Origin of the sequence: Streptomyces sp. NPDC101118 (assembly GCF_044759445.1) — a bacterium.
GTDB lineage: Bacteria > Actinomycetota > Actinomycetes > Streptomycetales > Streptomycetaceae > Streptomyces.
Map to the genome: position 1 here is coordinate 220766 of NZ_JBIVZG010000004.1, position 16387 is coordinate 237152.

Here is a 16387-nt window from a genome sequence, read left to right on the forward strand (position 1 = left end):
CCTTACTGGTCCTTTCGCTGCATTGCGGATATCCGGCCGGGCAGGGACCAGATGTAGGAGAAGCCCGTACCGGCGCCGTGGTCGAACTCGGCCTCGGACTCGTACGAGGCGATGCTCAGCCGGTACAGCGAATGGCCGGAGTGGCGGGTCTGAACGGTGACGGAACCCTTGTAGAGGCGGACGGACACCTCGCCCGAGACCCGCTCCTGCACGTGCTCGAAGAAGGCGTCCAGGCTCTGCCGCAGCCCGCCGAACCACTTCGCCTCGTATACCAGTTCGGCATACTTGCGCGAGACGAGCTCCTTGTAGTGGAACAGGTCCGACTCCAGGACCAGGTTCTCCAGCTCGCGGTGGGCCTCGTACAGGATGGCCGCGGCCGGAGCCTCGTACACGCCGCGGACCTTGAAGCCGACCAGCCGGTTCTCCATGATGTCGATCCGGCCGACGCCGTGCGCCCCGCCCAGCTCGTTGAGCCGCGAGACCAGCTCCACGGGGCCGAGCCGCACGCCGTCGAGCGCGACCGGTACGCCGCGCTCGAAGCCGATCGTGACGGTGGCCGGCTCCTCGGGGGCCGCCTCCGCCGCCGCGGTGATCTTGTAGACCTCCTCGGGCGGCGCGGCCGAGATGTCGTCGAGCGGACCGCACTCGACGCTCGTGCCCCAGATGTTGGTGTCCCGGCTGTACGGGCTGGTCTTGAAGGCCGGGATGGACAGGCCGTGCTCCTCGGCGAACGCGATCTGCCGGCCGCGGGTGGTGAGGTCCCACTCCATCACCGGGGAGATGATCCGCAGGTCCGGGTTGAGCGCCGAGATGCCCGCGTAGAAGCGGACCTGGTCGTTGCCCTTGCCGGTGGCGCCGTGCGCCACGGCGTCGGCACCCTCCGCCTCGGCGATCTCCACCAGCCGCTGCGCGATGAGCGGGCGGCTGAGGGAGGCGGCCATGTAGTACTTGCCCTCGAAGACGGCGTCCGCCTTCAGGGCCCGGAAGGCGTACTCCTCCAGGAACTGCTGCCGGAGGTCGTCGACGTACACCCCGGACGCACCGTTGCGCTTCGCGCGGTCGGCGACGTCCGAGAGGTCCTCGAACTGGCCGATGTCCGCGCAGAACGCGATCACCTCGGCGTCGTAGTGCTGCCGCAGCCAGCCCAGGGCGAGGGAGGTGTCGAGTCCGCCCGAATACGCCAGAACGATCTTCATTGGCACCCTCTCTGCGACCGGGTCAGGAACCGACGGCGGAGAGCTCGTGCGCGAAGGGCGCACCCTCTCCGGCGCGGAAGCGGGTGAGCATGGCCCGGGTGTAGAGGCGGGGGCCCCAGACCTCCGGGGAGAGGGGCAGTTCGGCGCCGTCGTGGAGCAGGCCGACGACCTCGTAGAAGAGGGTGAGGCAGTAGGCGGCGGTGCGCTCGCTGAGCCCCTCCGGGGTCTCCTCGGCGGCGTTGATCGGGAAGCGGACCACCTTGATGATCGGGCCCGCGTCGATCTTCGCGTTGATGTGGTGGGCGGTGGCGCCGAACTCGGTGCCGCCGTCGTTGATCACCCAGTCGTAGCCGCCGATGCCGCGGTACGTCGGGATCGCGGGGTGGAAATTGATCGCGGACTTCCTGGCACTGGCCAGGTTGTCCGGGGTGAGGATCAGGTCCGCCTTGAAGCAGAAGATCCGGTCGCCCTGCCAGGAGTCGACGAAGGCCGGGCGTTTACCGCCGTGGTCCCACAGCACGGTGTCGGTATGGGGGAAGAGGGAGGTGAGGTACGCGGAGGCGAGTTCGCTCCAGCGCGAGTTGTCGCCGATGAATAAGACGGAGTCGTTCGACATGGTGGAGCCTCTTCTTCTCTGTTGTCGTTTTCGTCGTACGAACACGAGCGCCGTCGGCTGCTACTCCGACTGCACGGAACGGCCCTTGAAGATGAAGGCCACGCCGCAGAGCACCGCGACGACGGCGGCGGCGGTGACGGGGGTGATGTCCTCCGACAGCAGCCAGTACCCGAGGAAGACCGCGATCACGGGCGTGACCAGCGTGTAGCTGGTGGCGATCGCCGTGCGGACCGTCTTGAGCAGGTACATGTACGCGGTGTAGGCGAGCAGGGAGCCGCCCACGATGAGGTAGAGCCACGACCAGACCGCGCCGGAGTCGGGCGTCTCGGTGATCCGCTCGCCGCCGATCAGGCCGACGAGGGTGACCAGGGTGCCGCCGGCCAGCATCTCGGCGGCGTAGGCCATCGGGCCCTCGGGGATGTCGACGTGCTGGCTCATCACCGAGCCCAGGGACCAGCAGAGGGCCGCGATGCTGATGATGACCGCGCCCTTGGTGGCACCGGAGATGCCGCCTTCGAGGTTGATCAGGATCACGCCGAGGAAGCCGCAGGAGATGCCGACGATCTCGAAGCGGTTGGGCCACTTCTTGGTGTAGAGGCCCGCCATGAGGGCGGTCCAGATCGGCACGGTGGCGATGCCGACCGCGGCCAGGCCGCTGGTGATGGACTTCTGCGCCACGGCGATGCTGGCGACGCAGCCGCCCTGCATCAGAGCGCCGATGACGGCACAGTTCACCCACTGCTTGAGGGTGGGCAGCGAGTGCTTCCGCAGGTACAGGAAGGGCAGCAGCAGGAGCCCGGCGAGCAGGAACCGGGTGCCCGTCATGACGTAGGGCGGCATGGTGGCGAGCGTGTAGTCGATCGCCAGGTAGGTGGAGCCCCACACGATGTACGTGATGATCACCGCGACGATCGCGAGCGGTGCCAGCCCGGTCTTGGTCTGGGGGGTGTCAATGGCCGTCACGAATGACTCGCCTTCTCACAGGGGGACGGGGAACACGCGGGAAACACGGAGAACGCGTCCGCGGGGACGCGTACGGCGAGCGCGGGCACGAATGCGGGCGCGGGTGTGTGTGGGGCCGGAGGTCCGGCTACTGCTCCTCGAAGCCCGGCGAACAGGTGTAGCCGAGGATGAGGATGTCCCGTACGGCGGGAGCGGAGTGGTCCACGACGGTGATCGGGCTGACCGAGTGCAGGACCTTGCGGTCCGCCCAGAACATCGTGTCCATCGGGCCCTGCAGCTGGAACTGCGCGGTCAGCCGCTCGTCGTTGTCGTAGACGCTGGAGATGCCGCCGTCGGCGTTCGTGCGGGACATGAGGTGGATCGCACCGAAGTCGATCTCGTCGCGGTGCACGCCCTCGGGGGTCGGTTCGCCGATCTCCTCCGGCCGGGCGATGATCCTGAACTGGTGGCAGGCCACGAGCCAGGGATGGTCGAGGCGTTCGTCCTCGACGGGGAAGTGGTCGAAGTCGAACTCGACCAGCTCGCGCATCAGCGGGTTCTTGACGGCCGCCTCGGTGACGGGCTCGACCACGCGGTGGATGCCGCCGGCGTAGCGGTTGGCCGTCTCCGACTGGAAGTACGGCTGGTGACCGAGGAGGCGGAAGCTCCTCTCGCGCGGGCTGTAGAGGAAGCGGCCGTAGCGGCGCTCCCGGAACCGCGCGTTGTCCTTCAGGTAGTTGTCGGGGCCGAGACGGTCCCACTCCGCGGCAAGCTCCGCCTCGTAGGCGGTGCTCGTCAGTGCCGCGCGCATCTCGGCCCCGCGGACTAAGGAGTAGCCCTGTCCTGCGAGGTCGTCGGATATCTGCTTCGTGCTGCTTGCAACTGCCATGTGCCGTGCACGCCCTTTCGGGTGCCTTGCGAACCTTGTAAGGAGACGCACCCGGGAACGACTGTGACGGAGGTGATCGGGGTCACTCAAGGCAAGCCATTGAAATGTGACCCCAATCACATTCAAGTGTTTCTCTGTTAGAACTGGCTTGTTTTTTAGCAAAGTTGGAGCATTTTTGGCCAGCCGGACCGGGGCTGGTTCAGGCGGCGGCGATCACTTCGATCTCGACCATCCAGGACTCCGAGAGCGTCTGCGCCACGATCGCCGTCGTGGGCACCGGACGCCCGCCGAGCGCCGCCGTCCGGGCCTTGGCGTTCGCGCCCGCATACGACGCGTCACGCAGGTAGCTGGTCAGCCGCACGATGTTGTCGACACCCATACCGGCTGATCCGAGGATGGTCCGCAGGTTCGACCAGATCAGGTCCAGCTGGTCCTCCAGCGTCGCGCCCGCCGCGCCGCTCTCGTCCAGCCCCATCGTTCCCGCGACGAACAACAGCCGCTGCGGGTTGACGACTTCCATGGCGTGGACGTAGTCGCCGCTCGCCGGGTACACGCCGCGGTCGGGGTTGTGGGTACGGGTCTCCGCAAGGGTGATCTCGCTCATGTGACGGATCCTGGCAGGAGGTACGAACCAATCAGGACAGCAGCGCCCTTGCTTACCCCGATCAAGTGACGGACATGTCCGACTTCGTAACCCGTCCTTCACCCTGGCTCGTTAACGTTGCCGTTACGCGCTTTACCAGGCGAGTTGGGCGATCTCCTCGGACACCACCGCGCAGGCGTCCGCTGCCGGGTCGATCAGCGGGAAGTGCCCGACCCCGTCGAGCACCGTCAGGCCCACCGTTTCGCCGGCCTTCGCGGCGGCCGCCACGTACGACTCGGCCACCCGGCACGGCACGACGATGTCCTCCCTGCCGTGGACCACCGTCGTGGCGATGCCCGTCGGCAGCAGCGCGGCCGGGTCGGCGTAACGCAGCCGCTCCTCGAAGCGGGCTTCCCCGCCCAGGAGTTGCGCACACGCCCCGCCGCAGACCGCGAGTTCCTCGGAGAGCCGGAAGTCCGCGATCGGCGCCAACGCCACCACCCCGCGCAGCGGAGGCGGCTCCGCCAGCCGCCAGGGCGAGTCCGCCGGCAGCACGTGCCGTGCCGCCGCCCACAGCGCCAGCTGGCCGCCGGCCGAATGCCCGGTCACCACCGTCCGCCGTACGTCGGCCCCCGGCAGCGCCGCCGCGGCCAGCCCCGGCAGCGCGTCCATCGCCGCCGCCACGTCGTCGAAGGTCTCCGGCCAGCGGCCCGCCACCGGACCGGCACCGCCCTGGCGGGGTACGGAACTCCCGCGCCGGTACTCCACGTTGGCCACCGCGAAACCCTGCCGGGCCAGGAAGTCGGCCAGCGGGGTGATGTGCTCGCGGTCGTACGGGGCGCGCCACGCGCCACCGTGCAGCACCACCACCAGCGGTGCCCGCTCCCCGCCGTCCCGCGGCGCGTAGAAGTCGACCACCTGGTCCGGGTGCGGACCGTAGGCGGCCGTCGCGTCGGGGGCCACGGGCGGGTGCGAGAAGGCCGACGCCTCCTCGGCGGCGTCCCGTTCCACTGCGGGGTCCGTCACGTGGGTCAGCCTCTCTGGGACAGGGGACCCGTCGGTCCGGGCAGCGGGACCGTATCAGCATCCGCCGGAGCGTCTTCTTCCGGCCGGGGCGCGGGTCCCGTCGCGGGCGGGACCGGGGTCCCGCCCGCGCAGCGGAGCAGTGTCGTTTCGCCCCGGGCACCGTCCCGGGCGGTGATGATCACCCGGAAACGTGACCCGGGGCGGGGCCGGTCAGGCCGAGAGGATCCCGGCCAGCGTCCGCGCCGCGCGCTCCGCGTCGGCGAAGCCCACGTACAGCGGCGTGAAGCCGAACCGCAGCACGTCCGGGTGGCGGAAGTCGCCGATCACGCCGCGCGCGATCAGCTCCTTCATCACCGCGGCCGCGTCGTCCGTGCGCAGCGCCACCTGGCTGCCCCGCTCGGCGTGGGCGGCCGGGGTGACCGACTCGACGCGGCCCGCCGGCACGTACGCCTCGACGCACTCCAGGAAGAAGTCCGTCAGGGCCAGCGACTTGGCGCGCACCGCCTCGACGTCCACCCCGTCCCACACGCCGAGGGCCGCCTCCAGCGACAGCATCGACAGGATGTCCGGGGTGCCGACGCGGCCGCGCAGCGCGCCGTCCGCCGGCACGTACCCCGGGCTCATCGCGAAGGGCTCGGCGTGCGAGTTCCAGCCCGGCAGCGGGGAGTCGAAGGCCGCCTGGTGGCGCTCCGCGACGTAGAGGTACGCGGGCGAACCCGGGCCGCCGTTGAGGTACTTGTACGTGCAGCCCACCGCAAGGTCCACGTCGTGCGCGTCCAGCCCCACGGGCAGCGCGCCCGCCGAGTGGCACAGGTCCCAGACGGCCAGCGCACCGGCCGCCCGGACCGCGGCGGTCAGACCCGGCAGGTCGTGGAGGCGCCCGGAGCGGTAGTCCACGTGGTTCATCAGCACCACGGCGGTACGCGGACCCAGCGCGGCCGGCAGCTCGGCCGGGTCCACCGGGACCACGGTCAGCCCGGTCATCCGGGCCGCCGACGCGGCGATGTAGCCGTCGGTCGGGAAGGTGGTGGCGTCGACGAGCAGCTCCGTACGGGGCGCACCGGCGGTCCCGGTGCCGGCCTCGGCGTCGTCGCGCGCCGCGACCAGCCGGGCCGCGCCCACCAGCGCCTTGAAGAGGTTGACGCTCGTGGAGTCGCCCACCACGATCCGGCCGGGAGCCGCGCCCACGAGCGGGGCGATCAGGTCGCCGATCCGCTCGGGGGCGGTCCACCAGCCGCTCTCGTCCCAGGAGCGGATCAGCAGCTCGCCCCACTCGCGCGAGACCACGTCCGCGACGCGGCCGGGCACGGCGGCGGGCAGCGCTCCGAGGGAGTTGCCGTCGAGGTAGACCACGCCCTCGGGGAGGGCGAAGCGCTCGCGGAGCTTGAAGAGTTCGTCCGCGGCGTCGAGCTCGGCGGCGCGTATGGACAGGTCGGTGTGCGGGGTCGCGGTCGGCTCAGACATGGCTGCGCGCCGTCCACAGCTCGGGGAAGACGTTCTTGGCGGCGCGCTTCTCCAGCCAGGCCACGCCCGCGGAGCCGCCGGTGCCGACCTTCGCGCCCATCGCGCGGCGGGTGGCGACCAGGTGGTCGTTGCGCCAGCGCCAGACCAGCTCGCCGACGTCCGTCAGCGCCTCGCCGAGCCGGACCAGCTCGCCGTGCTGGTCGTCGGCCGAGTAGATGCCGGCCCAGACCGCCTCGACCTCGGGCGAGGGCTCGTACTTCTGGGACAGGTCGCGGTCCAGCACCGCCGCGGGCACTCCGAGGCCGCGGCGCGCGAGCAGCCGCAGCACCTCGTCGTACAGGCTGGGCTCGTGCAGCGCCTTCTCCAGCTCGGCGTGCACGCGCGGCGCGCCGCGGTGCGGGACGAGCATGGAGGCGGACTTCTCACCGAGCAGGAACTCCATGCGGCGGTACATCGCGGACTGGAAGCCGGATCCCTCGCCGAGGGCGCTGCGGTAGGCGTTGAACTGCGCGGGGGTGAGGTTGATCAGGGGCCGCCAGGAGGCGTTCAGGGCCTCCAGCTCGCGGCAGGAGCGGGCCATGGCGTCCATGGCGACTCCGAGGTCGTCCTCGCGGAGGGCCCGCGCGGCGGTCTCCCACTCGTGGACGATGACCGTGAACCACAGCTCCATGACCTGGGTGGTGACCAGGAAGACCATCTCTCCCGGGTCGTCCGAGAGGGGGTGCTGGAGGTGGGTGAGCACGTCCGCCTGGACGTAGTCCTCGTAGGGGGTGGTGCCGGCGAAGTCGAGGTTCGGGGTGTCCGAACCGGCTCCGGAGGCATCAAGGGCGTGCGACATCGCTGTCTCCTCGACACGAACTTCCGGGTAGCGGTCCGCTCCTTCCTGGTGGCTGTGGAGCCCCGGTCCCCTGCGGGCATCATAAGCCGCATCCCCCGGCCCGTCCCGGGGTGATATGGGCCACTTTCCGGCCGCGCTCGAGCACAACCGGAAAGCAGCCCTCCGCCCCGCGGGGGCTCAGCCGAGGGTCTCGGCCGCGGTCTCCGAGGAGTCGCGCAGGAAGGTGGAGCAGCGCTCGTACTCCTCCTGCTCACCGATCGCCTGCGCGGCGCGGGCGAGGGCGTGCAGGGCACGCAGGAAGCCGCGGTTCGGCTCGTGCTCCCACGGCACCGGGCCGTGTCCCTTCCAGCCGGCGCGGCGCAGGGCGTCGAGACCGCGGTGGTACCCGGTACGGGCGTAGGCGTACGACTCGACCGCGCGGCCGCCCTCGAAGGCGTCGTCCGCGAGGCGGGCCCAGGCCAGGGAGGAGGCGGGGTACTTCGCGGCCACCTCGGCCGGCTCCGTCCCGGCGGCCAGCAGCTCGCGGGGCTCGGGGTCGTCGGGCAGGTGGGTGGGGGCGGGGCCCCCGAGGAGGTTCTGGTGGGTTGCCATGTGCCCAGTGTGCCGCGTACCCCCCGGTCTTCCACGGCGCGGGGGGCCGCCGGGGCCCCACGGGGGCCGCGGGGTGGGGTCAGGGGGCGGTGATCAGGGTGGACAGGAGGGCCGCCGGGGACGGGGAGGTGAGGAGGGCCGTGCCCACCAGGAGGGTGTCGGCGCCGGCTTCTCCGAGGGTGGTCGCGTCGGCCGGGGTGGTGATGCCCGACTGGGCGATGCGGATCACGTGGGGCGGGACCGGGGCGGCGAGCTTCGCGAAGGCGTCCGGGTCCAGGGCCAGGGTGTGCGGGTTGCGGGCGTCGATCGCGATGATCCGGGCGTCCGCGGCCAGGGCGCGGGTCACCTGTTCCTCCGTGTGCGCCTCGACGACCGGGGTGAGGCCGATGTCCTCGGCCAGGTGCAGGAAGCGTTCGAGCTTCCGGCCCGGCAGGGCGGCCGCCATCAGCGGCAGCAGGTCGGCCCGGCGCGCCCGCGCCTCCCAGACCTGGTACTCCGTCACCACGAAGTCCCGCAGCATGACGGGTACGTCCACCGCGGCCCGTACGGCGTCGAAGTCCCCCTGCGCGCCGCGGTGCCGGCGCTGCTCGGTCACCACGCTCACCGCCACAGCGCCGCCGGCCACGTACGCGGCGGCCAGTGCGCCCGGGTCGGGTACGTCGGCCAGCGGACCCCGGGCCGGGTCGGCCCGTTTGACCTCGCCGATCACCCGTACCCCGTCGGGCCCGCGCAGGACGGCGCCGGCGTCGACCGGCCGGCAGGCCGTCGAGACCCGCTCCCGCAGATCGCTGAAGGGCACCGCCAGCTGGCGGACCACGACGTCGGCACGTACCCCTTCCATCAGTGTGGCGAGGGGGGAGTGGGAGCGCATGCTGCCGGTACGAGGGGTTCCGCTTCGATTCACAGGCCGATGCTCCGGGCCCCGCAGGCCGGGGCACAATCGGCGCCCGGCCGGTGTGTCAGATTGTCAGGGACCCCTGTCAGGTGCGCGGGAGGGCCGCCGGGGGTGCCGGCAGGCGGTCCCGGTACGGCGCCTCGCCCGGCAGGGCGATCGTGGCACGGCTGACGAGCTGCGCCCGGTCCGGGTACGACAGCTCCAGCCCGAACACCTCCTCCAGCAGATCCGGCACCTCGGCCGGCGCGAAGCGCCGCTCGGTCGCCGTGCCGTCCGGCATGACCGTGGTCAGGACGGTGCTGTCGAGGAAGAGGTGCCGGTCGGGGGCCATCCGCTGCGCGACCAGCCGTACGGCGAACGGCGAGCGGCGGTGCGTCGACATGAAGTGGCTGGCCACCAGCCAGTCCGACGGGTGGCGCTCGTCCGTCGTGAAGGCGTGCAGGTCGAACCACCCCTCGGGGCCGCGCGCCCGGAGCGCGTACACCCCCCGGCCCAGCCCGGTCGACTCGCGGCGCAGCCGGAAGCCCCAGCCGTCGGTGCTCGTGGCGCCGTCGGCCAGCTCCAGCGGCTCCAGCGGGCTGCGGCCGAAGCCGGGGTCGCAGATCCAGGCCCGCCCGGTGTCGGCGGTCTCGGCGGTCTCGACCCGGAGCAGCGCGTGGGTGGCGGGCCGGACGCCGGCGGCCCCGGTGCGCACGCGCGAGCAGAGACCGGTGACGCCGAAGCCGATGCGCTCCAGGGCGGCGGCGAAGAGCAGGGCGTGTTCGTAGCAGTAGCCGCCCCGGCGGCGGTGGACCAGCTTGTCCTGGAGGTCGGCCAGGTCGAGGGAGACGGTCCGGCCGAGCGCGATGTCCACGGTCTCGAACGGGACGGAGGTGACGTGCGCCCGCGACAGGGCCCGCAGCACGGCGAGGGTGGGGGCGAGGTCACCGTCGTACCCGATCCGGCGGAGGTACGCGTCGAGGTCGAGGCGCCGGCCGTCCCAGGAGGGGGCGGGCGCGGTGAACGGGGCGGGCGGGGAGAGCGGGGCGGCGGTCATGGCGCCCCATCGTGCACGTCCGGCCACCATCCGCCTCACGGCCCGTAGCGAGAACGTCACCTCCCGCCGCCGGTACGTCACCTCACGGCACCTTCCCGCGACGGGGGTGGTGGGCCCCCCACCACCCGGCGCCCGAGCCAGGTGCCCGGCGCACCTCCCCGCGGGACCGCCCCCGGAACGACGGTGTAGAGGCAACCGACTCAGCCAGAGGGGGCATGGCGTGAACACCGTTGTCAGGAAGGAACTGTCCGTCGTGGGGGCGCAGGCGGGGCGAGGCCCGGCCCGGCTCCACCGGGACCACGTCGCCGAGGTGACCGAGGACCTGTGCTCCACGGTCTTCACCTCGCTGCGGCGCCGGGACCAGCGTGAGAAGGGGCGGCAGTACGTACGGGGCCTGCTGGCCACGCGCGGCCGCAAGTCGATCCGCAACATCGCGGCCCAGATCGGCGGCCCGGCCGCCGAGCAGAGCCTGCACCACTTCATCTCCAGCTCCACCTGGGACTGGCAGCCGATCCGTACGGCGCTCTCCCGCTACCTGGAGTCCTCCACGCCGCTGACGGCGTGGGTGGCCCAGCCGATGGCCATCCCGAAGGGCGGGGACCACTCGGTGGGGGTGGGGCACCGCTTCGACCCGCACCAGGGGCAGATGTTCCGGGGCCAGCAGGCCTTCGGGATCTGGTTCACCTCGGCCGACGTGATCACGCCGGTCGGGTGGCGGCTCTTCCTGCCGGAGCAGGGAGAGGAGGGCGAGGCCGCGGCGTACGAGGCGCAGGCCGCCGCCGGCGGCGAGGGGGCGCCGGTGCCGGGTCCCGGTCCGGGCCTGGGTTCGGGCCTGGGTTCGGGTCCGGTGCCGGGTGAGTCGTACGAGGAGTGCGCGACCACCGGTGTGCTGGACACGGTCCGGCAGTGCGGGATGCCGCCGCGGCCGGTGATCATGGACATCCGGGACATCGGAACGCGGTCGACGATGAACCGTTTCGCGGAGGCGCGGCTGCCGGTGGTCGCCCGGATCAGCCCGTCCACCCGGCTGCTGGTGACGGACCCGGCGCTGCCGGGCCACGGCGCGGGGACGCTGGCCGCGCGGGACATCCTGCAGTCCGTGAAGGGGCTGCGGGCGCCGGTGGAGTGGCCGGACCCGGTGCACCCGGGGATGCGGCGGAACTCGCTGGTGGCCGCGGTGCGGGTGATGATGCCGGACCCGTCCCCGGCGCGGCGGCGGCACCTGCTGCTGCTGGGCGAGTGGACGGACCCGCGGCGGCTGCCGTCGCAGCTGTGGGTGACGGACCTGGTGCGGATGCCTGCGGCGCCGTTGCTGCGGCTGACGAAGCAGGCCCGGCGGGTGGCGGTGGCCTCGACGCAGAGCGTGCAGGAGGTCGGGCTGCGGGATTTCGCCGGGCGGTCGCTTCCGGGGTGGCACCGGCACGTGACGATGGCCTCCGTGGCGCATGCGGCGCGGTGCCTTTCGGCTGGTGCCGGGGCGGGTGGTGCCGGGCGGCTGGCGGTGCCGGCGTACGCACGCGCGGCCCTGGCGTAGGGCCCCGCGCCGTGCCGGCCGCGCGCCGTGCGGGTCCCGCGCCGGCCCGGACCGTGCCGGTCCCGCGCCGGTACGGGCCCTGCCGGGTGCGGGTCCCGTGCCGGGTGCCGGTCCCATGCCGGGCGCCGGTCCCATGCCGGGCGCCGGTCCCATGCCGGGTGCGGGTCCCGTGCCGGGCGCCGGTCCCATGCCGGCGCCGGTCCCGTGCCGGGTGCGGTGCGCTTGCGGGTGCCGGGCCGTGCGGGGTGCGGGTCGTTGCTCTGCGGGGCTGTCCCCTACCCGCCCTTCCTCCGTTCCCCGGGCTTCGCCCGGACCCTTCGGGGGCTCCGCCCCCGGACCCCCGCTCCTCAAACGCCGGAGGGGCTGAAAACAGCCTCGCCGGCGTTTGAGGCGCGGGGGCCTGGGGGCGGAGCCCCCAGTTCGGGAAGGGGCGGGGTGGGGAACAGGCTCCGCGCAGCGGCAACGGCCCGCACCACCCACGGTCCGGCACCCGCAAGCGCACCGCACCCGGCACGGGACCTGCACCCCGCACGGCCCCGCACCCGCAAGCGCACCGCACCCGGCACGGGACCTGCACCCCGCACGGCCCCGCACCCGCAAACGCACCGCCCCCGGCACGGGACCGGCACGGGACCCGCACCCGGCACCCGGCGCGGGGCCGGTAGGGCACGGGGCTACGGGACGCGGCGGCGGAGGGACGTGCGGGCCTTGCGGAGGCGGAGGGCCATCTGGATCTCCAGGGCGGCCGCCGGCTTCTGCCATTCCGGGCCCAGCAGCTCCGCGATCCGTTCCAGGCGCCGCGACACCGTGTTCGGGTGGACGTGCAGCGAATCGGCCGCGTGCGTCGGGCTGCCGCCCGAGTCGAAGTACGCGTCCAGCGTCCGCGTCAGCTCCGTGAAGCGGCCCGCGTCGTACTCCAAGACCGGCCCGATCGTCCGGCCGATGAAGGCGTCCACGTCGTGGTCGGCCGACAACAGCAGCCCGAGGAAGCCGAGTTCGCGCAGCGAGGCCGTGCCGCCCACGCCGTCCAGCGCGGTCAGCGCGTCCAGGCAGCGCACGGCCTCCTCGTACACGCCCGCCATCGAGGACGCGCCCTCCGCCGGCCCGGCCGCCCCCGTCGAGACGGGGTGGCCCAGCAGCGGCGACAGCTCCGCGGAGACCTGGTGGCCGGCGGCCGAGGCGTCGGTGCCGGGCAGCATCAGCACGATGCAGCCGCGGCGCACGCTCTTCAGGCCCGACATCCGGTACGCGTACGAGGACGCCCACGCCACGGCCTTGCCCAGCTCCCCGCCCTCCGGCCGGGCCACCACGATCACGTGCGGGGTGTCGAGGTCGATCCCCAGCCGCCGGGTGCGCTCGCGAAGGTGCAGGTCGGAGCCCTGCGGGCGGTCCAGCAGGTCCTGGAGCAGCTCGTCGTGCACGGGGCCCTCGGCGGCGGCCGTGCCGCGCTGGATCAGCATCAGGGAGGCCACCGACTGGCCCGCGAGCTGGAGCAGCCGTACGTCCTCGTCCGTGAGCGGCGCCGACGGGCTGAGCACCAGCACGCCGAGGTCCTCCGCACCGGCCAGGACCGGCGCCACCCACGCGCCGCCGTCGGCCGCGACCGGCCGCCGGTCGGTCTGGGCCTGGAGCGCCGCCCGAGTGATCGTTTCCTCGGCCAGGCCGCCCGGCGGGAAGACACCGGTCACCGTGAGCTGCCGGCCGCCGGGGTCCCGTACCTCCAGTACGCCGTCCAGCGCGTCCGCGATCGCCCGGGCCAGGGTGCCCAGGCCGGCGCCGTCGAGCACCAGGCCGGCCATCCGCGCGTGGCACTCCCACAGGTAACGGACCCTGGTCAGCGCGGTGTTGGTGCGCGAGCCAAACCGTTCCAGCTCGGTCACCTCGTCCCGGGTCTGTTCCAGCAGCCGCGCCTTCTCGATGGCCACCGCGGCCAGGTCGGCCAGCGAGAGCAGCACCCCGATCTCGTCCGGGGTGAAGTGCCGCACCTTCCGCTCGGCGCCGTACAGCGCGCCCAGCGTGGTGTCCCCGTGCCGCAGCGGGACCGCGATGATCGCGTGCAGGCCCTCGGCCCGCACCACCTCGTCGATGCCGGGGGCGTGCGGGATGGTGTCGTCGGCCAGGTAGTCGGCGCTCCAGACCGGCGCCTTGCGGGCCTGCGCGAGGCTGCCGAGCCCCTGCCCGTCGCCCAGTTCGAGGCCGACGTTGAGGGCGGTGGTCTCGCCCTCGGAGGTACGGACGTACGCCGACCCGTCCGGCCGGTTGAAGCTCACGTACGCCATGTCGAAGTCGAGCAGCCTGCGCGCGCGGCGCGTGATGACCCGCAGCAGTCCGTCGATGTCGTAGGGGGACGTCAGGTCGTGCGCGGTGTCGACGAGCGCCGCCAGCGCGGCCTCCCGCTGTCTGCGCCGGCCCGCGCTGTCGCGTACGGACCGGGCCAGTTCGACGGCCCGGGACAGCTCCTCCAGCTCCTCCTGGGCCGCGCCGGACCGGCGGGCTTCGTGCAGCAGATCCTCGAACCGGCTCCCGGGCGCCTCCTGGGCCAGGAGTTCGAGCACCGCGAGCGCACCGCCCCCCGCGGATTCGTCGTCGGCCATGGCGATTCCCCTCCCTCCCCGTCAGCGGAATCAAGCCACGGTGATTGAACCTAGGTTCCTGTGATCCACGGGTCAAGCGGGCTCCTGACCAGCGAGTCGAGCGGTGGCCGGACCACCACCGGGGGGCGGATATGTGTCACCGGGTCACCTTCCCGCGCGCCTCCCGGGGCGGGGAGTGTGGCGGTCACAGGCACCGGGGGGTGCTCCCCCCTGCCTGTCCACAGCTGTCCGCACAAGGCTCCGTAACTGGGGGGACGCCATGTCACACATCAGCGACTACCGCCGCTCGCTGGAGCGCAGCAGGCTGTCGCGCGCGAGCGGGGACCGGCCCGGCACGTTCGCCCTGCGGGGGCGGGAATGGGACCTGCTGCCCGACGTGTTCGCGCCATCCCACTCGCGGTCCACGGACGTGGCGATGAAGCTGCTCGGCTTCGACGACGACCTGGAGGTCCCGCGTGCGGGCTCGTTCCTGGAGATCGGCAGCGGCACGGGCGTGATCGCCGTCTCCGCGGCGCTGGCCGGCTGCGAGCGCGTCGTCGGCTCGGACATCAGCCCCCAGGCGGTGCGGAACACCGCGCTGAACGCGGAGCGGCACGCCGTCTCGGACCGGCTGCGCGCGGTGCAGGGCGACCTGTTCGAGGGCCTGACGCCCGGCGAGCGGTTCTCCACCGTGTACTGGCACTCGAACTTCGTGCTGGCCCCGGCGGACTACACGTACCGGCACGTGCACGAGCGGGCCTACGTGGACCCGGGCTACGCGGCGCACCTGCGCTACCTGCGCGAGGCGCCGCTGTGGACGGAGCCGGGCGGCTCGGCGCTGCTGCACTTCAGCGACCGCGGCGACGTGCCGGGGCTGTGGAGCATGGCGGACTCCTGCGGCCGGGAGCTGCGCGTGCTGCGCAGCCGCCGGATCAAGGAGGGGGCGGAGACGGTGGAGCACATGCTGTTCGAGATCACCGTGGCGGAGGCGGTGGTGCCGATGCCGCTGCCGAAGCCGGTGCCGCGCCGCACGGTCCCGCTGCGGGGGCAGGGACACCTCTGAGGGACGCCGCGGGCGGTACGGGCTCCTGCGCGGCCCCGGCCGGTACGGGTCCCTGCGCGGCCCCGGCCGGTACGGGTCCCCGCCCGGCCGCCGGAGGTACGGGGTCCCCAACGGCCAGCTCGCGGGTCACCAGCCGCACCGCGCGCGACCAGAGGGCGAGGGCGGCCCGGGTGTGCGCGGCCGCGAGGGCGGCGGCGGTGGCCGGGGCGGTGCCGCCGCGCGACGGCAGGCGGCCGATCCTGGGGCCCGTACCGCTGAGGGTGTCGCCGCGCAGCCGCGTGCTGCGCGCGACCCGGGCCAGCGCGGGCAGGGAGAGGGCCATGCCGGTCCCCCAGCCGACCAGTCGCTCGACGGCGCCGCCGTCCCCGAGGCCGGTCCACATCAGACGCTGCGGGCGGGCCCCGGCCCGTACGAGGTCATGCCAGCGGGGTGCGCCGAGGGCGGCCTCGTAACACTCGTACAGCAGCCGGGCGAGGCCGACGGCGGTGGCGCCGAGGTCCTGGACGCGGACCGAGGCGAACGAGGCGATGGCGCGCAGGTCGAGGCCGCGGTCCCGGGCGCGTTCGAGGCCGGCGAACCAGGCCTGGACGAGCGCGGTGTAGCCGTCGGGGCCGAAGACGGGGCCCGCGTGCACGCCGAGGCCGGCGCCGAGGCAGCGTTCGGAGGCCGCGAGCCCCTCCTCCGTGGCCGGCAGGACGACGACAACGTTGGGGCGGTCCACCGCGAGCACCGTGCGGTGGGCCGCCTCAACGGTGCCGTCGACACCGCCGTGCCACGGCGCGAGGGGGACGGCGACCAGGCCCTGGGCGCCGTCGGTGGCCCGGTACAGGGGCAGCAGCGCGTCGCAGGCGCGCCGGGCGTCGTGGACGAGCAGCTCCTCCAGCGCGGTCCGGGCGGGTGTGCCCCGCGCGGCGAGTTCGGCGAGCTGGGCCGCGTACGCGCCGGTCTCGCGGAGGCCCTGGACGAGCGCGCCCAGGTCGCAGAGCAGCCCCTGGACGCCGGTGCGCCCGGCCAGCCGCCGGAGCTGGCCGCCGTCCAGCCCGGCCCGGCCGATGCCCTCCAGCCAGGGGGTGACCCCCTCGTCGGCGAGCTGCCGCAGCACGTCCGGGGTTTCGGACAGGTCGGCGCAGGTCATGGGGCC

General features: G+C 73.3%; 15 protein-coding genes. 2 read left to right on the plus strand and 13 right to left on the minus strand.

Features of this window, described 5'->3' with window-relative positions; genetic code table 11:
* Window positions 1-2 precede the first annotated feature (2 nt).
* The 11 genes from ACIQUQ_RS09880 to ACIQUQ_RS09930 form a co-directional block, all read right to left on the minus strand.
* Window positions 3-1196 (minus strand): argininosuccinate synthase, encoded by a 1194-nt coding sequence (locus tag ACIQUQ_RS09880; protein ID WP_403664435.1) that lies wholly within the window; start codon window positions 1194-1196, stop codon window positions 3-5.
* A gap of 22 nt (window positions 1197-1218) precedes the next feature.
* Window positions 1219-1812: a formyltransferase family protein gene (locus ACIQUQ_RS09885; RefSeq protein WP_403973332.1), complete on the minus strand. Its 594-nt coding sequence runs from the start codon at window positions 1810-1812 to the stop codon at window positions 1219-1221.
* A gap of 60 nt (window positions 1813-1872) precedes the next feature.
* A complete protein-coding gene (gene yedA / locus ACIQUQ_RS09890; RefSeq protein ID WP_403973334.1) occupies window positions 1873-2775 on the minus strand; it encodes a drug/metabolite exporter YedA in 903 nt (300 codons plus the stop codon).
* Between the two features lie 127 nt (window positions 2776-2902).
* A complete protein-coding gene (locus ACIQUQ_RS09895) occupies window positions 2903-3565 on the minus strand; it encodes a 2OG-Fe dioxygenase family protein (RefSeq protein ID WP_403973337.1) in 663 nt (220 codons plus the stop codon).
* Window positions 3566-3842: 277 nt separating this feature from the next.
* Window positions 3843-4247 (minus strand): RidA family protein, encoded by a 405-nt coding sequence (locus tag ACIQUQ_RS09900; protein WP_403973341.1) that lies wholly within the window; start codon window positions 4245-4247, stop codon window positions 3843-3845.
* A gap of 132 nt (window positions 4248-4379) precedes the next feature.
* Complete coding sequence (locus ACIQUQ_RS09905) at window positions 4380-5252, minus strand: alpha/beta hydrolase (RefSeq protein WP_403973343.1); 873 nt, start codon at window positions 5250-5252, stop codon at window positions 4380-4382.
* Between the two features lie 210 nt (window positions 5253-5462).
* Window positions 5463-6716: a kynureninase gene (gene kynU / locus ACIQUQ_RS09910; RefSeq protein WP_403973345.1), complete on the minus strand. Its 1254-nt coding sequence runs from the start codon at window positions 6714-6716 to the stop codon at window positions 5463-5465.
* The gene (locus ACIQUQ_RS09915) at window positions 6709-7554 is read right to left on the minus strand and encodes a tryptophan 2,3-dioxygenase (protein ID WP_403973347.1); all 846 of its coding nucleotides are present in this window, start codon (window positions 7552-7554) and stop codon (window positions 6709-6711) included. The genes kynU and ACIQUQ_RS09915 overlap by 8 nt, the downstream gene beginning before the upstream one ends.
* A 177-nt stretch (window positions 7555-7731) precedes the next feature.
* Window positions 7732-8145, minus strand: coding sequence for a DUF3151 domain-containing protein (locus ACIQUQ_RS09920; protein ID WP_403664450.1), 414 nt, complete (start codon window positions 8143-8145; stop codon window positions 7732-7734).
* A 79-nt stretch (window positions 8146-8224) separates the two neighbouring features.
* Window positions 8225-8986, minus strand: a complete 762-nt coding sequence (locus tag ACIQUQ_RS09925; protein ID WP_403973349.1) for an indole-3-glycerol-phosphate synthase — start codon at window positions 8984-8986, stop codon at window positions 8225-8227.
* Window positions 8987-9125: 139 nt separating this feature from the next.
* A complete protein-coding gene (locus ACIQUQ_RS09930) occupies window positions 9126-10076 on the minus strand; it encodes an arylamine N-acetyltransferase (protein ID WP_403973351.1) in 951 nt (316 codons plus the stop codon).
* Between the two features lie 220 nt (window positions 10077-10296).
* On the opposite strand from ACIQUQ_RS09930, the gene ACIQUQ_RS09935 reads away from it, so the two are divergent.
* Window positions 10297-11610 (plus strand): IS701 family transposase, encoded by a 1314-nt coding sequence (locus ACIQUQ_RS09935; protein WP_403973353.1) that lies wholly within the window; start codon window positions 10297-10299, stop codon window positions 11608-11610.
* Between the two features lie 674 nt (window positions 11611-12284).
* Here the strand turns inward: ACIQUQ_RS09935 and ACIQUQ_RS09940 are convergent.
* Complete coding sequence (locus ACIQUQ_RS09940; protein WP_403973355.1) at window positions 12285-14204, minus strand: helix-turn-helix domain-containing protein; 1920 nt, start codon at window positions 14202-14204, stop codon at window positions 12285-12287.
* Window positions 14205-14463: 259 nt separating this feature from the next.
* Between ACIQUQ_RS09940 and ACIQUQ_RS09945 the strand changes: the two genes are divergently transcribed.
* Complete coding sequence (locus ACIQUQ_RS09945; RefSeq protein ID WP_403973357.1) at window positions 14464-15246, plus strand: 50S ribosomal protein L11 methyltransferase; 783 nt, start codon at window positions 14464-14466, stop codon at window positions 15244-15246.
* Here ACIQUQ_RS09945 and ACIQUQ_RS09950 read toward each other — a convergent pair.
* On the minus strand, window positions 15158-16381 hold the full coding sequence (locus ACIQUQ_RS09950; RefSeq protein WP_403973359.1) for a transaldolase family protein: 1224 nt from the start codon (window positions 16379-16381) through the stop codon (window positions 15158-15160). The two genes, ACIQUQ_RS09945 and ACIQUQ_RS09950, sit on opposite strands and share 89 nt — an antisense overlap.
* Window positions 16382-16387 lie beyond the last annotated feature (6 nt).

What these genes read in the sequence shown, in the direction of transcription:
- ACIQUQ_RS09880 (WP_403664435.1), bottom strand. Translation starts at nt 1,196, where the DNA reads ATGAAGATCGTTCTGGCGTATTCGGGCGGACTCGACACCTCCCTCGCC.
- ACIQUQ_RS09885 (WP_403973332.1), bottom strand. Translation starts at nt 1,812, where the DNA reads ATGTCGAACGACTCCGTCTTATTCATCGGCGACAACTCGCGCTGGAGC.
- ACIQUQ_RS09895 (WP_403973337.1), bottom strand. Translation starts at nt 3,565, where the DNA reads ATGCGCGCGGCACTGACGAGCACCGCCTACGAGGCGGAGCTTGCCGCG.
- ACIQUQ_RS09900 (WP_403973341.1), bottom strand. Translation starts at nt 4,247, where the DNA reads ATGAGCGAGATCACCCTTGCGGAGACCCGTACCCACAACCCCGACCGC.
- kynU (WP_403973345.1), bottom strand. Translation starts at nt 6,716, where the DNA reads ATGTCTGAGCCGACCGCGACCCCGCACACCGACCTGTCCATACGCGCC.
- ACIQUQ_RS09915 (WP_403973347.1), bottom strand. Translation starts at nt 7,554, where the DNA reads ATGTCGCACGCCCTTGATGCCTCCGGAGCCGGTTCGGACACCCCGAAC.
- ACIQUQ_RS09920 (WP_403664450.1), bottom strand. Translation starts at nt 8,145, where the DNA reads ATGGCAACCCACCAGAACCTCCTCGGGGGCCCCGCCCCCACCCACCTG.
- ACIQUQ_RS09925 (WP_403973349.1), bottom strand. Translation starts at nt 8,986, where the DNA reads ATGGAAGGGGTACGTGCCGACGTCGTGGTCCGCCAGCTGGCGGTGCCC.
- ACIQUQ_RS09930 (WP_403973351.1), bottom strand. Translation starts at nt 10,076, where the DNA reads ATGACCGCCGCCCCGCTCTCCCCGCCCGCCCCGTTCACCGCGCCCGCC.
- ACIQUQ_RS09940 (WP_403973355.1), bottom strand. Translation starts at nt 14,204, where the DNA reads ATGGCCGACGACGAATCCGCGGGGGGCGGTGCGCTCGCGGTGCTCGAA.
- ACIQUQ_RS09945 (WP_403973357.1), top strand. Translation starts at nt 14,464, where the DNA reads ATGTCACACATCAGCGACTACCGCCGCTCGCTGGAGCGCAGCAGGCTG.
- ACIQUQ_RS09950 (WP_403973359.1), bottom strand. Translation starts at nt 16,381, where the DNA reads ATGACCTGCGCCGACCTGTCCGAAACCCCGGACGTGCTGCGGCAGCTC.